The organism is Chitinophaga chungangae (genome assembly GCF_017742215.1).
In the GTDB taxonomy this organism is placed as follows: domain Bacteria; phylum Bacteroidota; class Bacteroidia; order Chitinophagales; family Chitinophagaceae; genus Chitinophaga; species Chitinophaga chungangae.
Genome location: NZ_JAGHKP010000002.1, coordinates 1,265,125 through 1,290,807 on the forward strand (window position 1 = coordinate 1,265,125; position 25,683 = coordinate 1,290,807).

A 25,683-nucleotide genomic window follows, 5' to 3' on the forward strand; every position below is an offset into this window, starting at 1 on the left:
GCAGTTCGGCGAACCCTTTGCCCGATGCTTTGTTATTACGCCGAAACGCGTGTTAACGCCGTTTGGATATATGGCTTTTTCTTTTATATTTACATAAAGGTGTTATAACCTTTGTTTCGCATTTATTTATATTCGTATAGTATTCATCGTTAGTTTTCACTATTGTTTGTTTAAAACATTCATATGCAGGACATGGGCACAGAAAACCGCGACTCTCATGATGCGCTTGTATCGGAGAATGCGCAATTGAGGAGCCGGCTGGAACATTTGGAGGCCATAATAGAGAAGGTTCCCGCCATGTTATATACGTCCAACAACTCCAAAAAGGCAATTAACTGGTGCAATAGCCGCTTAACGGAAACCCTTGGTTATTCGCGCGAAGAGATCATCACGCTCGGCGTAGAGTTCTTCAGGCAGGTAACCCACCCGGAAGACGCCAGTATTCTCACTATTTCGCAACAGTCGTTCAGGGAAAAAAAAGGAATGTTCGGCGGCGTAATGCGCGTGCGGAAACGCGGCAGCGTCGAATGGTTCTGGGTGGTCGGATTAGGTGTACCTTTTACGTTTGACCCGGTGGGGAACGTGGTGGACGTGATCTGCGTATTTCTCGACTTTTCCAACGCGATAGATACGGGAAACCAGATCAGTGAAGCGCTGCGCGTAGTGCTGCGCCGCAGGAACGAAGACGTCCTCAACAAACTCACCACCCGCGAAAAAGATATCTTTACGCTGGCCGCCAGGGGCCACAACAACAAGGAAATAGCGGAAAAACTGAACCTCAGCAGGTATACCATTGAAACCCACCGGAAAAACATACGGCTTAAGCTCAAAGTAAGAAATACCCCCGAACTGGTGGCCCTCGCCAAACAGATTGGTTTACAATAACCCGCATTTATAAGGATTTTTTCCCATATTGATTATCAGGATACATAAGCTCATTTTCTAATTTGTAAAATGGCTACAACGCTTGTGTGATCTGCGATTCAGCGGAAAAAATACCCAAGCTTGGGTATTTTCCGGCGTCTTAAACTCCAGTAATTTAGTAGCCTGAATTTAAAGAACGGAGTTCATTTGGATAGTTTTTTGAGGTAATACTTATCACTATGATAACCGAAGACAAGGCGTACGATATCCTGGCGTTAAATCAAACCGCCACACCCGAAGAAATACTTGCCAGGTATCAGACATTAAAGGACCAGTACAAGAAAATCAAAGAAGAGACGAAGGACCTGAAAACCCAATTGGCCTATCAATTAAAACAAATTGAGCTGGACGATGTATTCATTTACCTGCGTACCTGCCAGAAGATATAATTTTTGTTTCGTTCCTTCATGCATTGTATCGTGTTAACCCGCGGTTCATCCATTGTTTGTTCACCACAAAACCTTACCACCCGGTCTTTACATCCACAGGTTTGGAAACCCGCTTATCCGCAAATTAATGTTCGTAGTGAGGGATTTTGATTACATTTATAGTTCAAATCCTTTACACTATGGATAACATTTTTTTGTATGTTGTTATTGCCCTCGTAGCGCTCATATTGCTGTCTTCCTTCGTAACCGTACAGCAGGGAACCATCGGCGTCACCACTATCTTTGGTAAATACAACCGTATCCTTTTTCCCGGTCTTAACTTCAAGATCCCCCTCATCGAAAAGGTCTTCAAACGCATTTCCATCCAGAACCGCTCCGTGGAGCTGGAATTCCAGGCTATTACGGTAGACCAGGCCAATGTGTACTTCAAAGCCATGCTGCTTTATTCCGTGCTTAACCAGGAAGAAGAAACGCTGAAAAACGTGGCCTTTAAGTTTATGGACGAACGCAGCTTCATGCAGGCGCTCATCCGCACCATCGAAGGCTCCATCAGGGGGTTTGTGGCCACTAAACGCCAGTCTGAAGTGCTCGGCCTCCGTAAAGACATTACCGAGCACGTAAAGGAACAGATCGATAACGGGCTCGAGCAATGGGGTTTTCACCTGCAGGACCTCCAGATGAACGATATCACTTTCGACGATGCCATTATGCGCTCCATGGCGCAGGTAGTGGCTTCCAACAACCTGAAAGCCGCTGCTGAGAACGAAGGCCAGGCATTGCTCATCACCAAAACCAAAGCCGCCGAAGCCGATGGTAATGCCATCAAGATCGCCGCCGAGGCGGAAAGGCAGGCCGCACAGCTGCGCGGCCAGGGCGTTGCGCTCTTCCGCGAAGAAGTGGCCAAAGGTATGACCATGGCCGCCAAAGAAATGCAGCAGGCCAACCTGGACACCTCCGTGATCCTGTTCAGCATGTGGGTGGAAGGCATCAAACATTTCTCCGAAAACTCGAAAGGCAACGTCATTTTCCTCGACGGCTCTTCCGAAGGCATGGAAAAATCGATGAAACAGCTCATGAGCCTCAACCAGCTGATGGAGGTCAAACAACAACAGCCGGCCAAATAAAAGGCTTTCGATAAAAAAAAGAAAGGCAGTACGCGATGTACTGCCTTTTTTATTGCGGTGAAACGTAATTACGATTTTCTTCTCGCCTGGAAAAAGGATTTCACCAGCTGCAGGCTTTCCGCTTCGCAGGGGCCGCTTTCCAGTTTTGTTTTGGGGTGGAAGGGAGACGTTGCGCCCGTTACCCGCCGGTACCCGTTCTTCTCATCCGCCGCCGCGTACACGATGCGGCCGATCTTGCTCCAGTACAGCGCGCCGGCGCACATCACGCAGGGCTCCAGCGTAACGTACAGCGTGGCTTCCATCAGGTACTTGGAGCCAAGATAATTAAACGCGGCCGTTAACGCGATCATTTCCGCATGCGCGGTGCAGTCGTTGAGCATTTCCACCTGGTTGAATCCGCGGCCGATCACCTGCCCGTTCATCACTACCACCGCGCCGATCGGCACTTCTCCCTTTTCCTGCGCTTTGCGCGCTTCTTTCAGCGCCTGCTGCATGAAAAACTCATCGTTCATGATTGCACCATGTTTATAAATTCATCTTCGCTCAATATCTTGACGGTATTGATCTTTTTCGCTTTTTCGAGTTTGCTGCCCGCGTCGTCGCCCACGATGAGGTAATTGAGCTTGCTGCTCACGCCGCTGAGTATTTTACCCCCGTGCTGCTCCACCAGCGCTTCCGCATCGCTGCGCTTGAGCTTGTGAAGCGTGCCGGTGAACAGGAACGTTTGCCCGCTGAGCGTGCCTTCCGCGGAGCGGGAACCTGTGTTGCCCTTGAGGTTGAGGCCGAGCTCTTCCAGCCTTTTCAGCATGTGAATGTTGTCTTCGTTCAGGAAAAACTGCCGCACGGAACCGGCCACTTTCGGCCCGATGTCTTCCAGCGCCAGCAATTGTTCCTCCGTATAGCCGGCGAGGTTAAGCAGGTGCTCCGTGGAATTGGCGAGGGTTTTCGCGGTGGTTTCGCCCACATAACGGATGCCCAGCCCGAATATCAGCCGGTGCAAAGGCTGGCTGCGCGAGGTTTCTATGGCGGTTTGCAGGTTGGAAATGGATTTCGGGCCAAAACCTTCCAGTTTGCTGATGGCGTCGAAGTCGAGGGTATAAATGCCGGGCACGTCTTTCAGCAGCCCGAGCGACCAGAATTTGCGCACGTTGCTTTCGCCGAGGCTGCGGATGTCCATCGCGTCTTTGCTTACGAAATGGATCATTCTTTCCACCACCTGCGCTTCGCAGTTGATGTTCACGCAGCGCCATACGCTTTCGCCTTCGGGCTTGAACAGCGGGTCTTTACACACCGGGCAGTTCTTCGGGAACACGATATCCCTTTCTTCGCCCGTGCGCAGGTCCGCAATGGATTTTACGATGTAAGGGATCACGTCCCCCGCTCTTTCCACCAGCACACGGTCGCCCAGCTTGAGGTCTTTTTCGCGGATCACGTCTTCGTTGAAAAGGCTCACGGAACCTACCATCACGCCGCCGATGGGCACGGGGTCTATCTTCGCCACGGGCGTGATGGAACCGGTGCGGCCCACCTGGAATTCCACGTCGCGCAAAATGCTGGTGGCCTGCCGCGCCTTGAATTTAAAAGCGATGGCCCAGCGCGGGTGATGCGTCGTCATCCCCATCCGGTCCTGCAGATCGTAATCGTTCACTTTGATCACCATCCCGTCGATCTCGTACGGCAGATCGTCGCGTTTCGTTTCGAAGTCGAGGCAATGATCGATCACGGCCTGTATGCCTTTCACGACTTTCATTTCACGCGCCGGGCTTCTGAAGCCCAGCTGCCAGAGCATCGCGAGGGTATTGCTGTGCGTTTGTATCGCCGGCGGTTCGGTTATGCCGTCGTTCATGGTGTGATAGCTCATGTTGTAAAGAAACGCTTCCAACCCGCGTTTCGCCACTTCTTTCGGGTCTACGATGCGCAGCGAGCCGGACGCCGCGTTGCGCGGGTTCGCCAATGGCGGAAGGTTTTCCGCCGCGCGTTGTTCGTTCAGTTTTGCAAAAGTGGTTTTGTTGATGAGCACTTCACCGCGCAGTTCTATCTGCTGGATACCGTAGTCTGAAAACCTGGCAGACAGTGGGATGGAACGTATCTGCCGGATGTTCGTCGTGATCTCGTCGCCCTGCACGCCGTCGCCGCGCGTGGCGCCGCGGGAAAGCAGGTCGTTTTCGTAAATGAGGGAAATACTCGCGCCGTCGAATTTCGGCTCGATGCAATATTCGATCTCTTCCAGCCCTGACTGTTCGCGGGCTTTGCGGTCCCAGTCCAGCAGATCGTCCGCATCGTACGAATTCTCGAGGCTGAGCATCGGCACGAGGTGCTGCACGGAGGGAAATACTTTGGTGAGGCCCTGCGCTACGCGCTGGGTGGGAGAATCGGCGGTAACAAGCTCCGGATGGGCTGCTTCCAGCTTTTTAAGCTGCGAAAAAAGCTGGTCGTATTCCTGGTCGCTAAGCACGGGATCGTCCTGGATATAATACCGCCAGTCGCTGTGACGGATCACGTCGCGAAGGGATGCGGCCGCTTCTTCGGGTTTGCCCGGCAATTTACCGGCCAACAGCGATTTCGCCAGCGTAGCCAGCGTTCTTTCATTGTCTCTGGTATACATCGTGTATGGATAAAATCAAAAGTCTGGCGTAAATTTAATCTTTAGTTGCCACGCAAGAACAAATTTCCTGCTATGAAACAATGCGTTTACGTTACCCTCGTTGCCACGCTGCTGTCTGCCTGTGCCGCCCGCAAAGAAAAAGCCGACCTGCTTATTCATCATGCCATGATCTATACGGCGGATTCCATGAACACCGTAGCCGCCGCCATGGCCGTGAAAGACGGGAAGATCCTGATGGTGGGCACCAATGAGCTAGTGCAGCGCTCGTTCGACGCGGATTCCGTGATAGACGCCAAAGGCGCCGCCGTGTTTCCCGGTTTCAACGACGCGCACGCCCACTTTTTCGGGTATGCCAATTCGTTGCGAAGCGTAGACCTGGTAGGCGCCAAAAGCTGGGACGAAGCGGTGGCCCGCGTGCGGGACTTTGCGGCCGAACATCCTTCCGCCTGGGTGCTGGGCCGGGGCTGGGACCAGAACGATTGGGAAGTGAAAACATTTCCGGATAAATCGAAGCTGGACAGTCTTTTCCCCAACACGCCGGTATTGCTGGAACGGATAGACGGTCATGCTTCGATCGCGAACCAGGCTGCGCTGGACGCGGCGGGCGTAAAAGCCGGGCAAACCATCGCGGGCGGCACGATAGAAACGAAGAACGGCAGGCTTACGGGCATATTGGTAGACAATGCGGACGAGCTGGTTTCTTCCAAAATCCCCGCCGCGCCCCTCGAAGAGATCATAGCATCGCTGGAAGCGGCTGAGCGCAACTGCCTTGCGGCGGGCCTTACGAGCATTACCGATTGCGGGCTGGACCTCGATGCCATGCATTTGCTCGATACGCTGCTGGCGCAACGGAAACTGCATCTTCGCCTCAACGTGATGCTGAGCGACAATGAAGAAAATATTAGCTGGCTGCTGAAAAACGGCGTCTATGAAAAGGACCGGCTGCTGGTGCGCAGCGTCAAGTTCTACGGGGATGGGGCGCTTGGCTCGCGCGGCGCCTGCCTGAAACATGATTATACCGACCGGCCCGGATGGAAAGGATTTCTGCTGAAAGACGCGCGGTATTTCGCGGAAAAAGCGGCGCTGCTGGCTGAAACTGACATACAGATGTGCACGCATGCCATCGGCGATTCGGCGAACGGCGTTATCCTGAAAATATACGCGGACGCGCTCAAAGGCAAAAACGACAAACGCTGGCGGATAGAACATGCGCAGGTAGTGGATTCCATCGATTTTCACTGGTTCGGGGAAAACAATATCGTGCCTTCCGTGCAGCCTACGCACGCCACGTCGGACATGTACTGGGCCAAAGACCGCCTGGGCCCGCAGCGCGTGCGTTTCGCCTATGCATTTCAACAGCTGTTGAGGCAGAACGGGTGGCTGCCGCTCGGCACGGACTTCCCCGTGGAGCATATCGACCCGCTGCGCACGTTTTACGCGGCCGTGGCGAGAAAAGACCAGGCCGGTTACCCGGAAGGCGGGTTTCAGCCCGAAAATGCGCTCAGTCGTGAAGAAGCGCTCAAAGGAATGACGATCTGGGCGGCCCGTGCATCGTTCGAAGAAGAAAAAAAAGGGAGCCTCGAGCCCGGTAAAGCAGCGGATTTCGTGGTGCTCGACCAGGACACTATGAAAGTTCCCGCAGAGAAAATTTTGGCAACTAAAGTGTTAGCAACTTATATTTACGGACAGGCGCTCCACAGGGCAGGACTTTAGCAGCGGACAGCAGCGGCCTTTTTCCTGACATTCCACGATATGCATGTATGCACACCAAAAACATCAACACCCATCTCACCGAGATCAAGGATTATTTCAAAGCGGCAATTTCCGTAGACTGCGTGATTTTCGGGTTCGACGAAAACGAACTGAAAGTATTGCTGATCGAATCCGACCTGAAAGAATACAAGGGCAAGTGGTCGTTGCTGGGAGACATCGTGCACCCGGACGAAGATATCGAGAGCGCCGCTTACCGCGTGTTGCGGGAACGCACGGGCCTGGAAGACGTGTTTATGGAACAGGTGCAGGCGTTTGGCGGGCTCAACCGCCATCCGGCGGGGCGCGTGGTGACCATCGCGTATTATTCCCTCGTCAACATCCAGCACGTGGAATTAAAAACGCTGCAGAACGAATTGCACTGGCATGCCGTGAAAGATATCCGGCAAATGGCCTTCGATCATAAAGACATCCTGGCCACCTGTTACCAGCGGCTGCAGCATAAAGTGATCGACCAGCCGGTGGGTTTTAACCTATTGCCCAAAAAATTCTCGCTGCGCGATTTGCAAAACCTTTACGAAGCGATCCTCGACGTGAAGCTGGACAGGCGCAACTTCCGGAAAAAATTCTTCGCAATGGACTACCTCGTGGATCTCAACGAAGAAGAACAGGATGTAAGGCACCGCCCCGCGCGGTTGTACAAATTCAACCAGGACAAATACGACCTGCAGCACAAAAAGAGCCTTGGTTTTTGATAGGATTTTAACCTGCGCCCCGGCTTGCCGGCACACGCTGAACCGCTTTGCCATCTGCGGTTTGAAGCCCTTGCGCCCAGTACAGGCAAGGCCCCCTTGTTTAAGTATATTTTAAGTAAGTAGCGGGAAAAAATTGTTTTTTAACAAAATATTAATTAAGATTGTGTAAGATATACACACTAGCATTTCAGGGGTATATAATTGTAGCCAGAGACCAGACATCTAATCGCACATTCAACAAATTCTTTTAGGAAAAGAAAACCCGTATACGCGCATATATTTGCCATTTCACGCGAATGGTTTTACATACTCTTTATGCATCGCATTTTATCAAATTCCACGTTATGAACCAGGACAATCTGTTTTGTCCGAATTATAATGGGAACGGTCCTTTGGGTCGTTCCCATTTTTTTCTTTTCAAATTTTAATCAACAACGGGTTGCAGTTAAAGAATTTCCAAGGAATCAGCAGAATGCTTGCACCGCTTCAAATATCCTTCCATCAGCCGCCAGCAGCGCTATTTTCGTATCTTGCATGCTTGTCCGCCATATCGATCATATGGCATTAAGCAGCTGAAGAACATGTCTTATACACCACAAAACAAAGTACGCATTGTAACGGCGGCCGCCCTGTTCGACGGTCACGATGCAGCCATCAACATCATGCGCCGCATTATGCAGAGCACCGGCGCCGAAGTGATCCATCTTGGCCATAACCGCTCCGCGGCGGAGATCGTAGACTGCGCCGTGCAGGAAGACGCGCAGGGCATTGCCGTCACCTCCTACCAGGGCGGCCACATCGAGTTTTTCAAATACATGTACGACCTGCTGAAAGAGCGGGGCTGCGGTCATATCCGCATCTTCGGCGGCGGGGGCGGCACCATCCTGCCTTCCGAGATCGAGGAGCTGCACGCTTACGGCATCACCCGCATCTATTCGCCGGACGACGGCCGGAAATTCGGCCTGGGAGGCATGATCGAAGACGTGATCAGGCAGTGTGATTTTGAAACGGTAAAACAAGGCGAATGGAAACTGAACGCCGCGAAACTGACGCAGGACGATGCGCCTGAGATCGCAAAGGCCATCACGTACGCCGAGAACTTCGCCATGAACGGTCAGCTCGAAGACCTGAAAATACTGGCTTCCCGCAAAAGTCCCGTGCTGGGCATTACCGGCACCGGCGGCGCGGGTAAAAGCAGCGTTACCGACGAGCTGGTGCGCAGGTTCCTGCGGGAATACGACAACCGTACCATCGCGGTGATCTCCGTAGACCCTTCCAAGAAAAAAACGGGCGGCGCGCTGCTGGGCGACCGCATCCGCATGAACAGCATCCATCACCCGAGGGCGTACATGCGCTCGCTGGCCACCCGCGAAAGCGACAAGGCCATCAGCCTGCACATCCAGGAAGCCATCGATATCTGCAAGGCCGCGAAGTTCGATTTCATCATCCTCGAAACTTCAGGCATCGGCCAGAGCGACACCGCCATCGTGGATTACTGCGATGTGGCCCTGTACGTGATGACGCCCGAATACGGCGCGGCTTCGCAGCTGGAGAAGATCAACATGCTCGACTACGCCGATCTTATCGCCATCAACAAATTCGACAAGGCCGGCGCGCTCGACGCCCTGCACGACGTGCGCAAACAATATAAACGCAACAACAGCCTTTGGGACGCGAAAGACGACGACCTGCCCGTTGTGGGCACCATCGCCTCGCAGTTCAACGATCCCGGTGTGAACCAGCTGTTTGAACGCCTCATGCACCGCATCGCCGAAAAAACGGAAGTGCATTTCGGGGAAGACAGGCCAGACAAGCCGGTGATGGCCACTTCCACCAAATCGCTCATCATTCCCCCGGCGCGCGTCCGTTATTTATCGGAAATATCCGCCACCATCGGCGACTATCGGGCATGGGTAAACGAACAATGCGCCATCGCCACGCAATGGTACCAGGTGGAAGGCGCGCTGCAGGCGCCGGGGCTGAAACATGCAGACGAACTGAAAAACATCAGTCAGCGCCTGCAAACGCAGCTCAGCCCCGAAAACAAAGCGCTGATCACCGGCTGGCCCGCTTTGACGGAGAAATACAAAGCCGATCATTACGCGTTCCAGGTAAGGGACAAAACGATCAAACTGCCGCTGTACGCCGAAAGCCTTTCCCACACCCGCATACCGAAAGTATCGTTGCCGAAGTACAAAGACTGGGGCGACATCCTGCGCTGGCAGCTGATGGAAAACCTGCCGGGCGAATTTCCTTACGCGGCGGGCGTGTTCCCGCTGAAACGCGAAGGTGAGGACCCCACGCGCATGTTCGCCGGCGAAGGCGGGCCGGAAAGAACGAACAAAAGGTTTCATTATGTGTCCGTTGACCAGCCGGCCAAACGTTTGTCCACCGCCTTCGACAGCGTGACGCTTTACGGCGAAGACCCCGCTTACCGCCCCGATATTTACGGAAAGATCGGCAACTCCGGCGTGAGCATCGCCACGGTAGACGATGCGAAAAAACTTTACAGCGGTTTTGATCTCTGCGACCCGAAAACGTCCGTATCGATGACCATCAACGGGCCCGCGCCGATTTTGCTGGCGTTTTTTATGAATGCCGCCATCGACCAGGAATGCGAGAAATACATCGCGCAGAACGGGCTGGGAGAAAAAGTGAATGCGATCATCCAAAAGAAATTCAAAGACCACCCGCTGCCGCATTACAACGGCGATCTGCCGCATGGCAACAACGGCCTGGGCTTGCGGCTGCTGGGCATTTCCGGCAGCGATGTGCTGGAGCCGGAAGTGTATGAAAAAATAAAGGCGCATGCGCTGAGCACCGTACGCGGCACCGTGCAGGCAGACATTCTGAAAGAAGACCAGGCACAGAATACCTGCATCTTCTCTACCGAATTTGCACTGAAACTGATGGGCGACGTGCAGGAATATTTCATCACCCAAAAAGTACGGAACTTTTATTCCGTCAGCATTTCAGGCTATCACATCGCCGAAGCGGGCGCGAACCCCATCACCCAGCTGGCGTTTACGCTGGCCAACGGTTTCACTTACGTGGAATATTACCTCAGCCGCGGCATGCACATCGACGATTTTGCGCCGAACCTTTCGTTTTTCTTCAGCAACGGGATGGACCCGGAATACGCCGTGATCGGCCGTGTGGCGAGGATCATCTGGGCGAAGGCCATCAAAAACAAATACAAAGGCAACGACCGCTCGCAGAAATTAAAATACCACATCCAGACATCTGGCCGCAGCCTGCACGCGCAGGAGATCGACTTCAACGACATCCGAACCACGCTGCAGGCGCTGTATGCGATCTACGACAACTGCAATTCCCTTCACACCAACGCATACGACGAAGCCATCACCACGCCCACGGAAGAAAGCGTGCGCCGGGCCATGGCGATCCAGCTGATCATCAACCGCGAATTGGGCACGGCGAAAAATGAAAATCCCACGCAGGGAAGTTTTTTCATCGACGAACTGACGGACCTGGTGGAAGAGGCCGTGCTGATGGAGTTCAACCGCATTACCGAGCGCGGCGGCGTGCTGGGCGCGATGGAAAGGATGTACCAGCGCAACAAGATCCAGGAAGAAAGCCTGTATTACGAATCGCTGAAACATTCAGGCGAGTTCCCCATCATCGGCGTCAATACTTTCCTCAATAAAAACGGCTCCCCCACCGTGATCCCCGCTGAAGTGATCCGTTCCACCAAAGAGGAAAAAGAGTTCCAGATCGACACGCTGCAGGCATTCCGGGAAAGGCATGAAGACCAGCGCGCGGCGAAGCTGAAAGCCTTGCAGGACGTAGCCGTGCGGAACGGCAACCTGTTTGAAGAGCTGATGGAAACCGTGAAATATTGCAGCCTCGGGCAGATCACGCACGCGCTGTATGAAGTGGGCGGGCAGTACCGGAGGAATATGTAGAATTTCACGCGGCATTTTTCCATTTCGCGTATCTTTCCGATATGCAAACGGCAACCACTTATCAGCAAAGAATCGATGAATTTACCCTACAGCTGGGCCAGACCGAAAGCCGGTTGAAACAGCTCAGCCTGGCGAGGCTCCTGTGTTTCGTGGGTATCCTTTTTTTCGGCGTTCAGTATTTCCGGCACAACTTCGGGGTGGAATGGTTGCTGGGAGCGGCTTTGCTACTGGCCGGATTTGTGTGGAGCCTGGTGCGGTATCAGCACGGCAAAGACCATCAGGCTTTGTTGCAGGCGCTGCTGACGCTGAACAGGAAAGAGCTTCGCGTGGTGACGGAACAGGTGGCCGATTTTGAGAACGGCGAAATGTTCATCGACGATCAGCACGATTTTTCCGGCGACCTCGACGTATTCGGCCCCTCTTCGCTTTACCAGTATCTCAACCGCACGGGCACGCTTACCGGCAGGCAGTTCCTTGCAGACTGGCTGCAGCGGCCGCAGCAAAACGTTGCGGACATCAAAGCCGTGCAGGAAGCGGTGCGCCGGCTGAGCGGGGAATTGGAATTCAGGCAGCTGTTTACCGCGCATGCACAGCTGGCGAAAGAAGGAGAGAACGATGTACAGGAGATCCGTTTGTGGAAAGAAGCGCCGTTGCAGTTCCTGAGCCGGAAAACCTTGCGCATGGCGGCTTACGTGATGCCGGTGCTGGTGGTGGCAGGCATTGTGTATTACGGCTTCAGCGGCAATTATGTGCCGATGCTGCTGGGCATGTTCGTGAACTGGATGATACTGTTGGGAAATGTGAAAAAGGTAAACGCGCAGCACATGCTGCTTTCGAATAAAGAAGGGTTGCTGAAGAAATTCGCGGCGTTGCTGCGGATGATCAAGGCGGCGGACTGGAAAGGCGTGCCCTGGCTGGAAGCGCGGCAGCAAACGGCCGCGGAGGCGGATAGGTCGCTGCACAAACTCGCGTCTATCAGTAACCTGCTGGACCAGCGCTTGAATCTGCTGGTAGGGTTTGTGCTTAATTCGGTGATGTTGTACGATATCCACTGCATATTCAGGCTGGAGCGGTGGAAAGCCGAGCACCGGCTGGATGTGGAGGAATGGATCGAAGTGATCGCGCGGGTGGAAACAGTGGGCAGTCTTGCTACTTTTGCATTTAATCACCCGAATTACACTTATCCTGAGATCAGCGACCAGCCGGGCGTTTCGGGCAAAGCGGTGGGGCATCCGCTGATCCCTGAAGGGGAATGCGTGGTGAACGACTGGAACATCGGTGAGGGAGAACAGTTTCATATCATCACCGGCTCCAACATGTCCGGCAAAAGCACGTTCCTGCGCAGCGTGGGCGTCAACTGGCTGCTGGCGATGGCGGGCGCGCCGGTATGCGCGGCGGAGTTTACCTGTCACCCGCTGCGGATCATGACTTCGATGCGCATTAAAGACTCGATCGCGCGGCATACGTCTTATTTCCAGGCGGAATTGCTGCGGCTGCAGCATATCATACAGGTATTGAAAAGCGGGCAGCGCGTGTTCATCATCCTGGACGAGATATTAAAAGGCACCAATTCGGAAGACAAGCTGACGGGCTCGCGGGAGCTGATCCGGCATTTCCTGCAATATAACTGCATGGGCATGATCGCCACGCACGACCTGGAATTGGGCGGGTTGGAGCAGGAACATCCGCGGCAGATCAGGAATTATTGTTTCGAGAGTAGTCTCGACGGCGGGCGCCTTCACTTTGATTATAAAATGCGGCCCGGCGTGGCGCGCAATAAAAACGCGACCTTTTTGATGAAACAGATGGGAATCATTTAAAAATTTGCCAGTACTAATATATTTAGTATTTTTACTAAAATAATTAGTGCAAATGACGCTCCCTTTTAGCGACAACGCATCTGGAAACCCTTACTATAAAGGTCGCGGCGCGCAGGTGAACCCGAAGAACAAATACCTGGCGGCCGAATACGCCAAGGAACATCCCGAAGGGATCGACGAATGGTGGCAGGCGGACGTGCCTACGCAGATCTTCGAGGAGCATTCCAAAACCCTGGTGAACAAGGTGGATAGTCCCGACGTGGGCATGTGGTATTCGATGAACCCTTACCAGGGCTGCGAGCATGGCTGTATCTATTGTTATGCGCGCAACAGTCACCAGTACTGGGGTTTCAGCGCGGGGCTCGATTTTGAAAGGAAGATCGTTGCCAAAACGAATGCGCCGGAGCTGCTCAAAAAATTCCTCAATAATAAGAACTGGGTGCCCAAGCCGATCTCGCTTTCGGGGAATACGGACTGTTACCAGCCGCTGGAAAGAAAGATGTGGCTGACGCGGCAGTTGCTGGAAGTGGCCTGGGAATACCGGCAGCCGGTGGGCATTATCACGAAGAATTCGTTGGTATTGCGGGACAAATACATCCTGCAGAAAATGGCGGAGCATAACCTGGTGTGCGTGTATGTATCGATCACTTCGCTGCAGGAAGAGCTGCGGCAGAAGATGGAGCCGCGTACGGCCACGGCTGTGCAGCGTTTGAAGGTGGTGCGTGAATTATCCGAGCTGGGCATCCCGGTGGGGGTGATGACGGCGCCGATCATACCGGGGCTGAACGACCACGAGATACCGCGTTTGCTGGAGCAGGCTTCGGAGAACGGGGCTCGGTTCGCGGGGTATACGGTGGTGAGGCTGAACGATGCGGTGAAGATCATTTTTAACGACTGGTTGTATAAAAATTTTCCTGACAGGGCGGATAAAGTGTGGCATCTGATCGAAAGCATGCATGGCGGCAAGGTGAATGACAGTGATTTTGGAAGAAGGATGCGGGGCGAGGGAAATATCGCGGACCTGATCCGGCAGCAGTTCAAATTGCAGGTCAAGCGGTTAGGGATGAACCAGGAGCGGTTTGAGTTTAATACGGAATTATTTCAGCGGCCGAACAGCCAGTTGAGATTGTTTTAGGTTTTCGGAGAAGGCATAAAATTTTAGGTGGGCATGAGGGAATAACATATGATCTTTATTTGTATCTTTATGTTCCTTATACCTATTTACCTATGCTTTGCACTCGTAATCGACTGTGTATCAATCTCATACTTTGCGGATTGTCTTTGCCGGCTTTGGCTGCCGGTGGGAATTATTGGCCTGAAGTGGCTGAGAATAAGCGTGTTGTTTCGGCGTTCGAAGAAAATAAAAATATCGTTATCCGCGAAAGAAAAGAGCGGTATGAATTTGTAAAAGGCGATGAAAAGAACCCGGTATGGGTGAAACAGTCGTTCACGACTTTTTACCGTTGCGACGAATATCGCGGTTCCGTTCCCGTAGTGGAGTTTTATGACGACTACAGCCGCGTAGATGAAGTGAAAGCCTATGTGAACGGCGACAGGATGAAAGTGAAAGTAGAACACGACTACTATTCCGTAGAAGGGCTTTTTTATTCGGACGCGCGTGTTTGCGGCTTTATGCTTCCCCTCGAAAAGAAAGGCACCGAAAGCCGGGTGGAAATGCAGAAAACCGTGCTCGACCCGCGTTATTTCACCTCCATATTTTTCCAGGAAGAATTTTTCCAGGAACAAAAAGAAGTGACGCTCGTAGTGCCCCGGTGGATGAAGATCGAGATCAGGGAGATGAACTTTGCGAAGGCAGGCGTAAAAACATCCAAAACCTACGACGAAAAGACCAACGCGGATATTTACACCTATTCCGCCAAAGGCATCAAAGCTTCCAAATCGGAGCCCCATGCGCCCGGCCCCAGCTATCTTTATCCGCACCTGCTCGTAATGACGCACGCAGCGGAAACACCTTCCGGCAAGATCACCTACTTCAGCAACGTCAACGACCTCTACGCCTGGTATCGCAGCCTTGTGAAAGAGATCGGCAACGATCCGGCCACCGTTAAGGCCACCGCGCTGAACATCACGAAAGACAAAAAAGAAGACATCGACAAAATAAAAGCGGTATACACCTGGGTACAGGAAAATATCCGCTATATCGCCTTCGAAGACGGCATCGCCGGTTTCCGGCCCGCCAAAGCGCAGGACGTGCTTGAGAAAAAATACGGCGACTGCAAAGGCATGGCCAATCTCACCAAGGAAATGCTTGCCGCCCTCGGCTTAGACGCCCGCCTCTGCTGGATCGGCACAAGGCACATCGCGTACGATTATTCTACGCCTACGCTCTCCGTAGACAATCATATGATCTGCGCCGTGAACCTCAAAGGCAAACAATATTTCCTCGACGCCACCGAAACCTACATCGGCTTCGATCAATACGCCGAACGCATACAGGGCCGCCAGGTGCTCATCGAAAACGGCGACCAGTTCACCCTTTCCAAAGTGCCTCTCCGCACCTTCGAACAAAACCGCCAGGTCGAAAAAAGAACGCTGGAAATAGACGGCAACAACCTCACCGGCAAAGTCGATCACCAATATACCGGCGAATGCACCGAATACATCCTCACACAGGCACACCAGATCAAAAAAGATAAGCTCGAAGAGGCGCTGGAACAGTTCCTTTCCAAAGAAAACCGCTCCTACGCCATCTCTTCCGTAAAAACTTCCGACCTGCACGACTGGAGCAAAGACATGACCATTCATTACGATCTCCAGCATAAAGACGCGGTGAACAATTTCGGCGACGAGCTCTACGTGGAGCTGGACTTCCGAAAAGAAATGGAAGACGCCGGCATAGACACCACGTTGCGCGAGCACGACCTATGGCTCAGCTTCAAACGCCAGCTGGTGCAGGAAACGGCGCTCACCATTCCCGCGGGCTATAAAGTAAAATCGCTTCCCCCGGCCGTCAATATCGACCAGCCGAAATACGCCTTCAAAGCGGCGTACGAACAGCAGGCCGACAAGATCGTGTACCGCAAAGAGATCACCATTAAAGACACGCACCTGGAGAAAAAAGATTTTCCCACCTGGAACAACGACATCAAAAAACTCCGTCAGACTTACCTCGAACAAATAACCCTTACCAAAAAATAACGCACGCATGAAAACCTACATCGCCATACTGATCTGCCTGCTGCTGCTGATTACAGGCATGATGGCGCAGGAAAGAAAAATGGAACCCTGGGATGCAAAGGCCGAAGTGAAATACAAAAAACGCCTCGCCGAAGTGAAAGAAGAGATCTGGGGCTGGAAACAGGCCGGGTTTAAAAACCGCACCGTGCCCGCCGAATACGCCAAAGAATCCGCCGTGGTGCTGGCCAAACATACTGAGCTCACCACGCCGGACAAAGACCGCGAGCTGCACCGCTCGTTCCGGGCGCTGGTGGCGATCAACGACAAGGCCGCGCTGGAAGAATATTCCGAGTTCACTTTCAAACAGTACGAAACCCTCAGCAGCTGGTACCCGCTGGAGCCGTTCGATAAAATGACCAAAGTGATCTACATGGGCGCCCGCATCTTCAAAAAAGACGGCGGCACCCGCGAAATATATTCAGACGAAGCCGTGGTGACCGAAGTGAACCGCCGCTCGCACAAAACCCGCAAGCTGGCCATTCCGGACCTGCAGATAGGCGACCTGATCGAATATTTTGTAAGGGAAGAAAAATTCATCAACCACAATACCGCTTACACCGAAGAGATCTTCGTGCTGGGGGAAGAAGAGCCGGTGCTGGAATATTCCGTGCACGTATCCGCCTGGGAAGAAGTGTTTGCGCTGGAATACCGCAGCATGAACGGCGCGCCTAACTTCAAACAAAAGATCGCAGACCATATGCTGCAGCTGGACATGCTCGTGAAAAACGTTCCGCCGCAACCCGTCAGCCTCTGGATGAACCCCTTCCGGCAGATCCCCATGCTGCGTGTTCACCTGCGCGTGGGCGTGCGCCGCGAAAAGCTGGGCCGCCGCAAAGAAGGCACCATTTACAGCAATCCCAATGCGCTGAAAACCAGGGATGAAGCCGTAGCCGGGATCGTAGGCATGCGCAATGCCACGTCCAGCAGCACTTTGCCTTTCCTCGGCGAGGTGTGGGACAATGTGAAACGTTTCAAAAAGGAAAACAAGAACGTTACCGACGAAGAGCTGACGCATTATATATATTACCTGATCCGTTATATGGGCCTTTACCGCGTAAACCCCCAGGACGCCATCGTGGTGGACCAGCGGCGCAACTGGGCCGGTCTCAGCGAGATCAACTTCCTCCGTTATGTGAACTACATGCTCGTGAAAAACGATATCGACGCGGATTTTGTGTTGGCCACCCCCCGTTACGGCCCGGCGCAGAACGAGGTGTTTGAGGCGGACGACTTCAGGGTGATGCTCAAAACCGTCGGTAAAAAACCCGTTTACATGAGCGCCGAAGGCATCTTTTCCAATACGGACTACATTCCCGCCGAATTTGAAGGTCAGAAGGCCCCGCTGGTGAACGGCGGGCCGAAAGAAGACGGCATCAAAGGAAACGTGGAAATTCCCTACAGCGATGCCTCGAAAAACCGGCAGGTAGAGAACATGAAGATCAGTTTTGCCAAAGACGACCTCCAGCAGCTGAAGATCGACCGCACTTCCAGCGCCAGCGGGCATTTCAAAAGGCCCCTCCAGCAAAAGCTGCTCCTGTACGAAGATTATTACGACGCCGAACGCCAGGCGCTGGGCATCAAACAATCCTTTATGGAAGAGTTTGCGGACAGCAAAAGGAACCGTTCCCTGGCGGACGAATACCGCAACGCCTTCGACAAAGCCCGGAAAGACGTGAAGGAATCTTTCCTGGACGAGGTGAAGGAGCAATTCGACATCTCCCCCGAAAGCCTGGACGGCTACAAGGTGCTGAAGATGGGCCTGCGGCACAACGTGCCGGAGATTGCCTACAACACCAACTTTACCATGAACGGCTATATCAAAAAGGCCGGCAGCAATTATATTATCGACGCGGGCAGGCTGATAGGCCCGCAGATGAGCATCAAACCCTCGCAGCGTGAGCGGAAGGCGGATATTTATATGTCATTCGCCCGTTCTTTCGAATATAACATTGAATTCCAGATACCTGAAGGGTACACGCTGGAAGGGGCAGACAAGCTGGCCAGGAACGTAGACAACGAATGCGGCAGCTTTGTGGTGACCACGAAGCAGGCGGAGGGCAAGCTGACGGTAAATGTGAAAAAGATTTATAAAAACTCCTTCGCGCCGGCCGCAAAGTGGCCACAGTTGCTGGAAATGGTAGATGCGGCTGAGGCATTCCAGCAGCAGAAGATCCTGCTCAAAAAGGCGTGATCAAAAAAAGTTTTGCCGGAAACAATTTTTTAACGATAAAAAATTGTGTAAGAAAAAAAATAAAAATTATCTTTGTTGCGTAAACAAACAGTAGTAACAATGTCTCGCAATTGTACATATAAGATGAAGGTCTCAAAACGCATGCACAAGCAGGCGGTTGAGCTCATGCGGGCAGGTTATAACTGGTAGTAACAAGACAAAAGTTATCCAAAAGATATAACAGAAGGGTCCCGCAGACGAAGCGGGGCCCTTTTTTTTATGGTGTTGATGAAGATAGAATTGATAATCACGGTGTCTGTTGAGCGATGCATGGCAAAAGCGTCAGGGGTGTGCTATAAGGTACGGTCCCGGCGGAGAAGGTATGTTTTGATGTAAACGAAAAAAACGTTTTAAATCAGGAATATAGCCCGGTCCGCTACGCAAAAGCAGGCCGGGCTTTTTTAATAAAATATGGAAAATAAACAAACCGAACATCTATAATATAACCTGGTAATGGCTTTTATGTAAAAGTGATTGCCCCAAAAACAGCAGCGATGAGAAACGTAGTACAATTCGTAAGAGAGGCCCTGATCAACAATTTCCGGGAACTGGACCAATGGTTCAAAGAAGATAATGTGTTGCTTCATTTTAAACCTTCGCGGGAACAGTGGAGCATACGTGAAGTACTGGAGCATATCAGCCTTACCAATTATTTCCTGTTGCTTACCATCAACAAAAGCACCCGCAGGGCGCTGGAACGCAAGCTGGACGGACTTATCATCATGCCTCCGCATGATTATGAGGAAAAATTCCGGCAGATCGAGATCGTGAGCAGCAAATCCTTCGGATGGGTAAATCCCGCGCACCTGGAACCTACCGGCGAAAGGGACCTTCACGAAGTGAGAACATTACTGAAGCAACAGTTCGCGCAGTGCATGTATAACCTGAGCCTGCTCAAAAACGGGGAAGGCAGGCTGGTGAAAACAGAAATGACCGTCAATAACCTGGGAAAACTGGATATCTATCAATATATCTTTTTCCTTACAAGACATATCGAACGCCACCAGGCGCAGATGAGGGAATTGAAGGAACAGTATGAAGACAGCGCCGTGCTGATATAAATTTTTATTACGCAAGAGGTAAAGAGTCAACCCGGCTCTCCCATTGCGGGAGAGCTTTTTTTATCTCATTATTTTAAACAATGCCGACAATGAAAAAGAGTTTGACATCCACATACCAGCTGCAAAGACAAAACCGCCTCGCGGTATTATCAGCTCATTACTACATCAGGTATGATGGATTATACGACAATGGCGCAGGGAAAGGACTTTTGGCCATCCTTGCGCATACGGTGCCCGCGGCGAAAAAAACGCGCGCTGCGGGAGCACCGGGAGAAACAAATGTTGAAACTTGAACGGGAATTAACAACGATTTCCACGCTCCAACATAATTTGGGTGAAGTACCCCTGCATCCGCCTGTCATGCGCGGCTGGAAGCGGACCTTTGTGCTGCGCGCCGACGTGGCCGCGGGGCCGGAGGCCGCTTTCTACCAGGGAATTCCCGACCGGATCAATGTGAAGAGCAACGACTAAAATTCCAACGATGGAAAACAAAGATTTACACCAGATAGCGTTGCACGCTAACCTGTGCGACGATTATTACATAGACCCCAAGGCCCTTTACCTGCAAACGCACGGAAAAATGCCGAGCATCAGCTCCATTTTCCCGCTGGACTTCAGTAAAGCTTTCGAATGGTTCAAAAAGAACCGCGCCGAATGGATCGAAGACATCTACACGTACAGGAATTACAAACGTTCCGGCAAAGGGTACGAGACAGAACGCATCATCGTGCTGCTGAAAAACGCGCCCGTGATGCTCTTTTTCGCGCCGGACTACGTGGACATCCTGCACGGGGAAAACGACCTGGCGCTGGCCGAAGAATTGACGGCCAACGTAAAACCTTTCCGGCAAAAACAAAAACGGAAGGCGCACGAGATCAACCTCGTGGTGCAGAGCGGCGGCACGCTCCGTCTTCGCAGCATGGAGATCAAACGGACGAAACTCGACCTTGGCCTGTATTACGAGCCCGATTTTGAGGATATCGACAGGGTTATCCTCAAACGCCTCAACACGAGCAAAGATAAAGGCCTGGTGTTGCTGCACGGGAAGCCCGGTACGGGCAAGACCACCTACCTGCGCCACCTTACCGGCAGGCTGAAAAAGCGCGTGCTTTTTGTGTCGCCCGCCCTGGCGCAGGAGATAACCGGCCCTTCATTCATTGAATTGTTGATCAGTTACCCCAACAGCGTGCTGGTGATAGAAGACGCGGAAAACGTGCTGGCAGACAGGGCGCAAACGGAAAATTCCTCCGTTTCCAATTTGCTGAACCTGTCCGACGGATTGTTGGCAGACTGTTTGAATGTACAGGTAGTTTGTACCTTTAACGGCGCCCTCTCCCGCATAGACAGCGCGTTGCTCCGCAAAGGGAGGCTGATCGCGCAGTACGAGTTCAGGGAACTGTCCATTCCCAAAGCGCAGCGCCTGAGCGCGCACCTGGGCTTCGACACGCTGATCGACCGGCCGATGAGCATCGCTGAAATCGCGAATCAGCACGAACGGAATTTTGAAGTTAAAAAAGTGCAGATCGGTTTCCGGGCTGCACTGCAATCTTAAAACGAATGGCAAAATTAAAATTACGGGGCAAAGACCTGCGGAACATCGGTTACCCTGAGGGGCCGGTGATCAGCGTTGCCATGGCCGTAATGGAACAACATTACAAACATTATACGCAGGAAGCCGCGCTTACATTGCTGCAACAGGTGCTGGAAGCGCCGGCTTCCTTTACGGGCGACGAACAGCTGTCGAAGATCTCGGTGAAGCTGATCGTGGAAGCGCCCACGGAAATTGCGATCAATCCCCAGGCGCTGCCGTACGAAGTGTACGGGAAGTCCTTCATCGACGAAGGCGCCATCAGGCAGATGGATTACGCGATGCGGCTGCCGGTGACCGCCGCGGGGGCACTGATGCCCGACGCGCACCAGGGCTACGGTCTGCCGATCGGCGGGGTGCTGGCGGTGAAAAACGCCGTGATCCCTTACGCCGTGGGCGTAGACATCGGTTGCCGGATGTGCCTGAGCGTGCTGGATATCCCGCACGAACAGCTGGAGAAAAAAGCCTCAGTATTCAAAAGGGAGCTGAAAGCCGGGACCGTGTTCGGTGCCGGCGCGGAATGGCGGCCGCGTATCGACGACGAAGTGCTGGAACATCCGGCCTTCAACGAGATCGGGCTGCTGAAACACCTGCATGGCAAAGCCGCGGGTCAGTTGGGCACTTCCGGGTCTGGGAACCACTTCGTGGAATGGGGCCTTGTTGAGATCGGCGACGCCGCCAACGAACTGGGGCTTGCGCCGGGCACTTACCTGGGCTTGCTGTCGCACTCCGGTTCGCGTGGACTGGGCGCGCAGATCGCGGGGCATTACACGAAAGTGGCGCGGGAGATCTGCCAGCTGCCGCGTGAAGTGCAGCACCTGGCCTGGCTGGGGCTGGATACGGAAGAAGGACAGGAATACTGGATGGCGATGAACCTTGCGGGGGATTACGCGTCCGCCTGTCACCGGCAGATCCACAAAAGGCTGATCAAAGCCGTGGGCGGCGCTTTGCTGGCGAGGGTGGAGAACCACCACAATTTCGCGTGGAAAGAAACCTACGGCGGCGAAGAGTTGATCGTGCACCGGAAAGGCGCTACGCCGGCGGGCAAGGGCATGCTGGGAGTGATCCCCGGCTCGATGACCGCACCAGGCTTTATTGTACGGGGGCGTGGCGAACCGGCATCGCTGAACTCGGCTTCTCACGGCGCCGGGCGGCAGATGAGCCGGAGCAAAGCAACGCAGACGTTTACGCGTCACGAACTGACGAAGATACTGGCCGAGCACAATGTGCACCTGATCGGCGGCGGTCTTGACGAAGCTCCGGGCGCTTACAAGAACATCGCGGATGTGATGGCGGCGCAGACCGCGCTGGTAGACGTGATCGGTTCATTCCACCCCAGGATCGTGCGGATGGCCGATGGCGGCCCGGGGGAGGATTAACATGAGAAATCTATTTGAACCACCAGGGACCTTCAGACAGACAATGACGAAGGTTCCCACGGATGCAGGGCTTTAGCTCGGCACCCCCAAAACATCTGCAGTTTCAGGTAGAGAAATTTAGTCTGATAACAGCCGGCATGCAATTGCCGGCTTTTTTTGTCACCCCATGATCCTCAACCACAACTCCTTCCATGCGGCGCGGAAGAACCGCAGCTTACGCAGGCTCATCGTGAGCAGCACTTCTTCCCGTAAACTGCTCATGTTGTCGAAAAACCTGAACACGCGGGGAGCCGGGTTGCGGGTGAACATCCTGGAGAACACCGCCGCGCCAATGGCGCTTCGTTCACTGAGCATGCGCAGCAGTACGCTGTCATAAAAATGAAAACGTTTCCATCCGGCGCGGCTGCCGAGGTAGGGATGGCCGTTTGCGGCCAGCTGATCGGTAAGCCGGCGTGAATGCTGCTGGATGAAGCGGAAGGTATAACCCGTTGAAGGTTTCGTTTGCCCGCCCGCGGTACCGATAAAAACAATGCGGCCTTCGTGCGGGGCGAACCGGTGATTGGTCATGGGAATGATGCCGGCCGTCTCTTCCGCCACGGTAAATATCGCGCCGGGAAAACTGGCCTCCATGTGCTCCTGCAGCGCGAGGTCGTAGTCAGACTGCGGCAGCGGGCCTACGGAAAAAACGGTGTATTCCACGATCGCTTCGCTGGCGGAAACGGGAAGCGTGTAAATGAACGATACGCCGTGTTGCTGCAGTGGCCTGAAATCCATCAGGGTGGCGGCTTCCGGGTCGAAGATAGGGTTGCCGGACTGTACGGCCCAGCTGCGGAAATGTTGCACGAGGTAATGTTTTCCTTTTTGTTTTTCAATGGGTGCAATGGGAATGCTGCTGAAGATATAATCCGCTGCGATGGTTTCGCCGCCGGCCTGGACAAAAGCGTGGTCTTTCTCGGACCACATCTTTTCGATATGCAATTGCCGGATGGTGAAGTTGGGATGGCGGCGGATAATGCCGCGCGCGTGATGGTAGAAATCTGCGGAGCGCACCATTTTGTAGGTATACGGCCGGATGTCGAGCAGGGAGGATTCGCCATTTTCGTCGTGGAACCAGACCTTCTCCCAGCGGCGGTGAACGATCTTTTCAAAAAGACCGGGGGCGGTTTCCCAGAAACACCAGGTGCGGTCGTTCTCTTCTTTGGCGTCTTTGTCAATTACCAATACCCTTTTACCGCGCAGGCGTGCGCAGTCTGCAAAATGCACGGCCAGGCTCAGGCCCGCACAGCCTGCTCCCGCGATGATATAGTGGTAATGTTTCACGAACGAAAGGTTGGTTGAACATCATTCTCCTTTTAGCCTGCCTGTGTTTCTTTATGTTGTTCGAGATAGTCTGCAATTTTTGGAAAGGCGAGGTGGAACCAGGGGGTGAAGGAGCCCGGTTCTTCCCGCAGCAGCGCCCTGATGCGGTCGAGCGGCAGAAAGCGGTACGCCTGAACCTCGGATGCATCCGGCGATATGGCGCCGTCGTAGGTTCCTACAAGCACATGATCGTATTCGTGTTCGGTCAGCCCGTTGTCGAACCGGGCGTGATAGGTAAAACTAAAAATTTCTTCCAGCGGGCAGTCGAATCCCATTTCTTCCATGAGGCGGCGGTGCGAGGCGGCGAGGGTATCTTCGCCCGGAAGCTGATGGCTGCAGCAGGTGTTGGTCCAGAGGCCGCCGCAGTGGTATTTGTCCAGGGCGCGCTGCTGCAGCAGCATATCGCCGCCGGAATTGACGACGAACACGGAAAACGCGCGGTGGAGCAGGCCTTTCTGGTGTGCTTCCAGTTTTTCCATGGTACCTAGGGGCTCGTCCTGTTCGTTGACGAGTATAACGGGTGGTAGTAACATTTTGCGCCGGATGGTCTGGTTATAAATTTAAACAAGTTCGGTTGATTTTCCGGCGCGAGCGAAAAAAATGATGGCCTGTATCACGGGATGTGTCCGTGAAAAATTTTGCATACGGGTACCATTTCCGCCGGGGGTAACAGTTTTGCCGGGGATGCGGTATGTTAAGGGATGTCTGTTTTTGATGGAGCGCTTTTCCGTGAGGACGGAGAAAAAAGAATCGGGTTTTAGTTTTAGTAGCGGGCTACCTGGGCTTTCAACATTTTACGGGCGAAATGGATACGGCTTTTGATGGTTCCTAAGGGTTCTTCCAGGATGTCTGCAATCTCGAAATACTTGAATCCGTCGAGGTACAAAATGAATGGTTTTTTAAAGATAACGGGCAGGTTGTGAACGGAGGTCTGGATGTCTTTGATCCGGAGGCCGCTTTCTGCCTGGTTACCGATAATGACCTGCTGGGTGTTGAGGAGGAAATCGTTGGTGGAATTGTCAAAACAGAGGTGTTGTTTTGATTTCCGCCGGTAATTGTTAATAAAGATATTCCTCATGATAGTGTAGAGCCAGGCGCGTATGTTCGTTCCCGCAAGATATTTTTCCTGGTTGGAAAGGGCTCTGAACATGGTTTCCTGGTAGAGGTCCTTGGCGGATTCGGCGTCCTTCGTGAGAGTAATGGCGAAGGGCTTTAGGAAGTCAGCATTGCTGAGCAATAGGGTGTTAAATTCAGCGGATGACATATTGTTTAATTTTTGTTCTTCTAATTTAAACAAAATAAGGCGATACTCCAAACAATTTCCACGATTTTTTTTCGTTGCGGGCCAGGATGCTATCGGATTAATCATTTAATAATCAGCATTTAGCAAAATCTAAGGGAGTATTATTCACATGTATAGACGATGGTTAACGGGGTTAAATATGTTTAACTATTTATGCATAAAATATTAAACAAATGTATGGTTACTTCTATATAACATGAATAGTCCACGTCTTTTATATATACGAGCCAGGCTACCCAATGGTTTTGTAATTTTGAAAAAAAATTAATCACGAATTTGGGCGCTGATTTTCAGCCAGCTAACATTTATATG

General features: G+C 52.8%; 19 protein-coding genes. 14 read left to right on the plus strand and 5 right to left on the minus strand.

The features are described from left to right. Positions 1–192 precede the first annotated feature (192 nt). The 3 genes from J7I43_RS13475 to J7I43_RS13485 all read left to right on the plus strand — a co-directional run bounded on the left by J7I43_RS13475 (position 193) and on the right by J7I43_RS13485 (position 2,437). Positions 193–885 carry a LuxR C-terminal-related transcriptional regulator gene (locus J7I43_RS13475; RefSeq protein WP_209146202.1) on the plus strand — a complete coding sequence of 231 codons (693 nt, stop codon included), beginning with the start codon at positions 193–195 and terminating at the stop codon, positions 883–885. 218 nt (positions 886–1,103) lie between these two features. Further along, the gene (locus J7I43_RS13480) at positions 1,104–1,313 is read left to right on the plus strand and encodes a hypothetical protein (RefSeq protein WP_209146203.1); all 210 of its coding nucleotides are present in this window, start codon (positions 1,104–1,106) and stop codon (positions 1,311–1,313) included. 179 nt (positions 1,314–1,492) lie between these two features. Next, positions 1,493–2,437 (plus strand): SPFH domain-containing protein, encoded by a 945-nt coding sequence (locus tag J7I43_RS13485; protein ID WP_209146204.1) that lies wholly within the window; start codon positions 1,493–1,495, stop codon positions 2,435–2,437. Between the two features lie 68 nt (positions 2,438–2,505). On the opposite strand, the gene J7I43_RS13490 is transcribed toward J7I43_RS13485, so the two are convergent. Further along, a complete protein-coding gene (locus J7I43_RS13490; protein ID WP_209146205.1) occupies positions 2,506–2,949 on the minus strand; it encodes a nucleoside deaminase in 444 nt (147 codons plus the stop codon). Then, positions 2,946–5,042: an NAD-dependent DNA ligase LigA gene (gene ligA / locus J7I43_RS13495; RefSeq protein ID WP_209146206.1), complete on the minus strand. Its 2,097-nt coding sequence runs from the start codon at positions 5,040–5,042 to the stop codon at positions 2,946–2,948. Before ligA ends, J7I43_RS13490 begins: the two co-directional genes overlap by 4 nt. A gap of 72 nt (positions 5,043–5,114) precedes the next feature. On the opposite strand from ligA, the gene J7I43_RS13500 reads away from it, so the two are divergent. The 11 genes from J7I43_RS13500 to J7I43_RS13550 all read left to right on the plus strand — a co-directional run bounded on the left by J7I43_RS13500 (position 5,115) and on the right by J7I43_RS13550 (position 22,709). Continuing rightward, the gene (locus J7I43_RS13500; protein ID WP_209146207.1) at positions 5,115–6,755 is read left to right on the plus strand and encodes an amidohydrolase; all 1,641 of its coding nucleotides are present in this window, start codon (positions 5,115–5,117) and stop codon (positions 6,753–6,755) included. A 47-nt stretch (positions 6,756–6,802) separates the two neighbouring features. Beyond that, a complete protein-coding gene (locus tag J7I43_RS13505) occupies positions 6,803–7,507 on the plus strand; it encodes an NUDIX hydrolase (protein WP_209146208.1) in 705 nt (234 codons plus the stop codon). A gap of 581 nt (positions 7,508–8,088) precedes the next feature. Then, positions 8,089–11,433, plus strand: coding sequence for a methylmalonyl-CoA mutase family protein (locus tag J7I43_RS13510; protein WP_209146209.1), 3,345 nt, complete (start codon positions 8,089–8,091; stop codon positions 11,431–11,433). Between the two features lie 41 nt (positions 11,434–11,474). Beyond that, the gene (locus J7I43_RS13515) at positions 11,475–13,253 is read left to right on the plus strand and encodes a MutS-related protein (protein WP_209146210.1); all 1,779 of its coding nucleotides are present in this window, start codon (positions 11,475–11,477) and stop codon (positions 13,251–13,253) included. A 52-nt stretch (positions 13,254–13,305) separates the two neighbouring features. Continuing rightward, complete coding sequence (locus J7I43_RS13520; protein WP_209146211.1) at positions 13,306–14,388, plus strand: PA0069 family radical SAM protein; 1,083 nt, start codon at positions 13,306–13,308, stop codon at positions 14,386–14,388. A 185-nt stretch (positions 14,389–14,573) separates the two neighbouring features. After that, positions 14,574–16,412, plus strand: coding sequence for a transglutaminase-like domain-containing protein (locus J7I43_RS13525; protein ID WP_209146212.1), 1,839 nt, complete (start codon positions 14,574–14,576; stop codon positions 16,410–16,412). 7 nt (positions 16,413–16,419) lie between these two features. After that, positions 16,420–18,642, plus strand: coding sequence for a hypothetical protein (locus tag J7I43_RS13530; RefSeq protein WP_209146213.1), 2,223 nt, complete (start codon positions 16,420–16,422; stop codon positions 18,640–18,642). A gap of 533 nt (positions 18,643–19,175) precedes the next feature. Further along, a complete protein-coding gene (locus tag J7I43_RS13535) occupies positions 19,176–19,742 on the plus strand; it encodes a DinB family protein (protein WP_209146214.1) in 567 nt (188 codons plus the stop codon). A gap of 171 nt (positions 19,743–19,913) precedes the next feature. Continuing rightward, complete coding sequence (locus tag J7I43_RS13540) at positions 19,914–20,213, plus strand: hypothetical protein (protein ID WP_209146215.1); 300 nt, start codon at positions 19,914–19,916, stop codon at positions 20,211–20,213. Positions 20,214–20,223: 10 nt separating this feature from the next. Further along, on the plus strand, positions 20,224–21,294 hold the full coding sequence (locus J7I43_RS13545; protein ID WP_209146216.1) for an AAA family ATPase: 1,071 nt from the start codon (positions 20,224–20,226) through the stop codon (positions 21,292–21,294). A gap of 5 nt (positions 21,295–21,299) precedes the next feature. Continuing rightward, the gene (locus tag J7I43_RS13550; RefSeq protein WP_209146217.1) at positions 21,300–22,709 is read left to right on the plus strand and encodes an RtcB family protein; all 1,410 of its coding nucleotides are present in this window, start codon (positions 21,300–21,302) and stop codon (positions 22,707–22,709) included. A gap of 159 nt (positions 22,710–22,868) precedes the next feature. Here J7I43_RS13550 and J7I43_RS13555 read toward each other — a convergent pair whose 3' ends face one another. The 3 genes from J7I43_RS13555 to J7I43_RS13565 form a co-directional block, all read right to left on the minus strand. Then, positions 22,869–24,029, minus strand: coding sequence for a lycopene cyclase family protein (locus J7I43_RS13555; protein ID WP_209146218.1), 1,161 nt, complete (start codon positions 24,027–24,029; stop codon positions 22,869–22,871). Between the two features lie 32 nt (positions 24,030–24,061). Next, entirely contained in the window at positions 24,062–24,601 is a 540-nt protein-coding gene (idi, locus tag J7I43_RS13560) for an isopentenyl-diphosphate Delta-isomerase (RefSeq protein ID WP_209146219.1), read from the minus strand. Positions 24,602–24,831: 230 nt separating this feature from the next. Beyond that, a complete protein-coding gene (locus tag J7I43_RS13565) occupies positions 24,832–25,332 on the minus strand; it encodes an RNA polymerase sigma factor (protein WP_120517189.1) in 501 nt (166 codons plus the stop codon). Positions 25,333–25,683 lie beyond the last annotated feature (351 nt).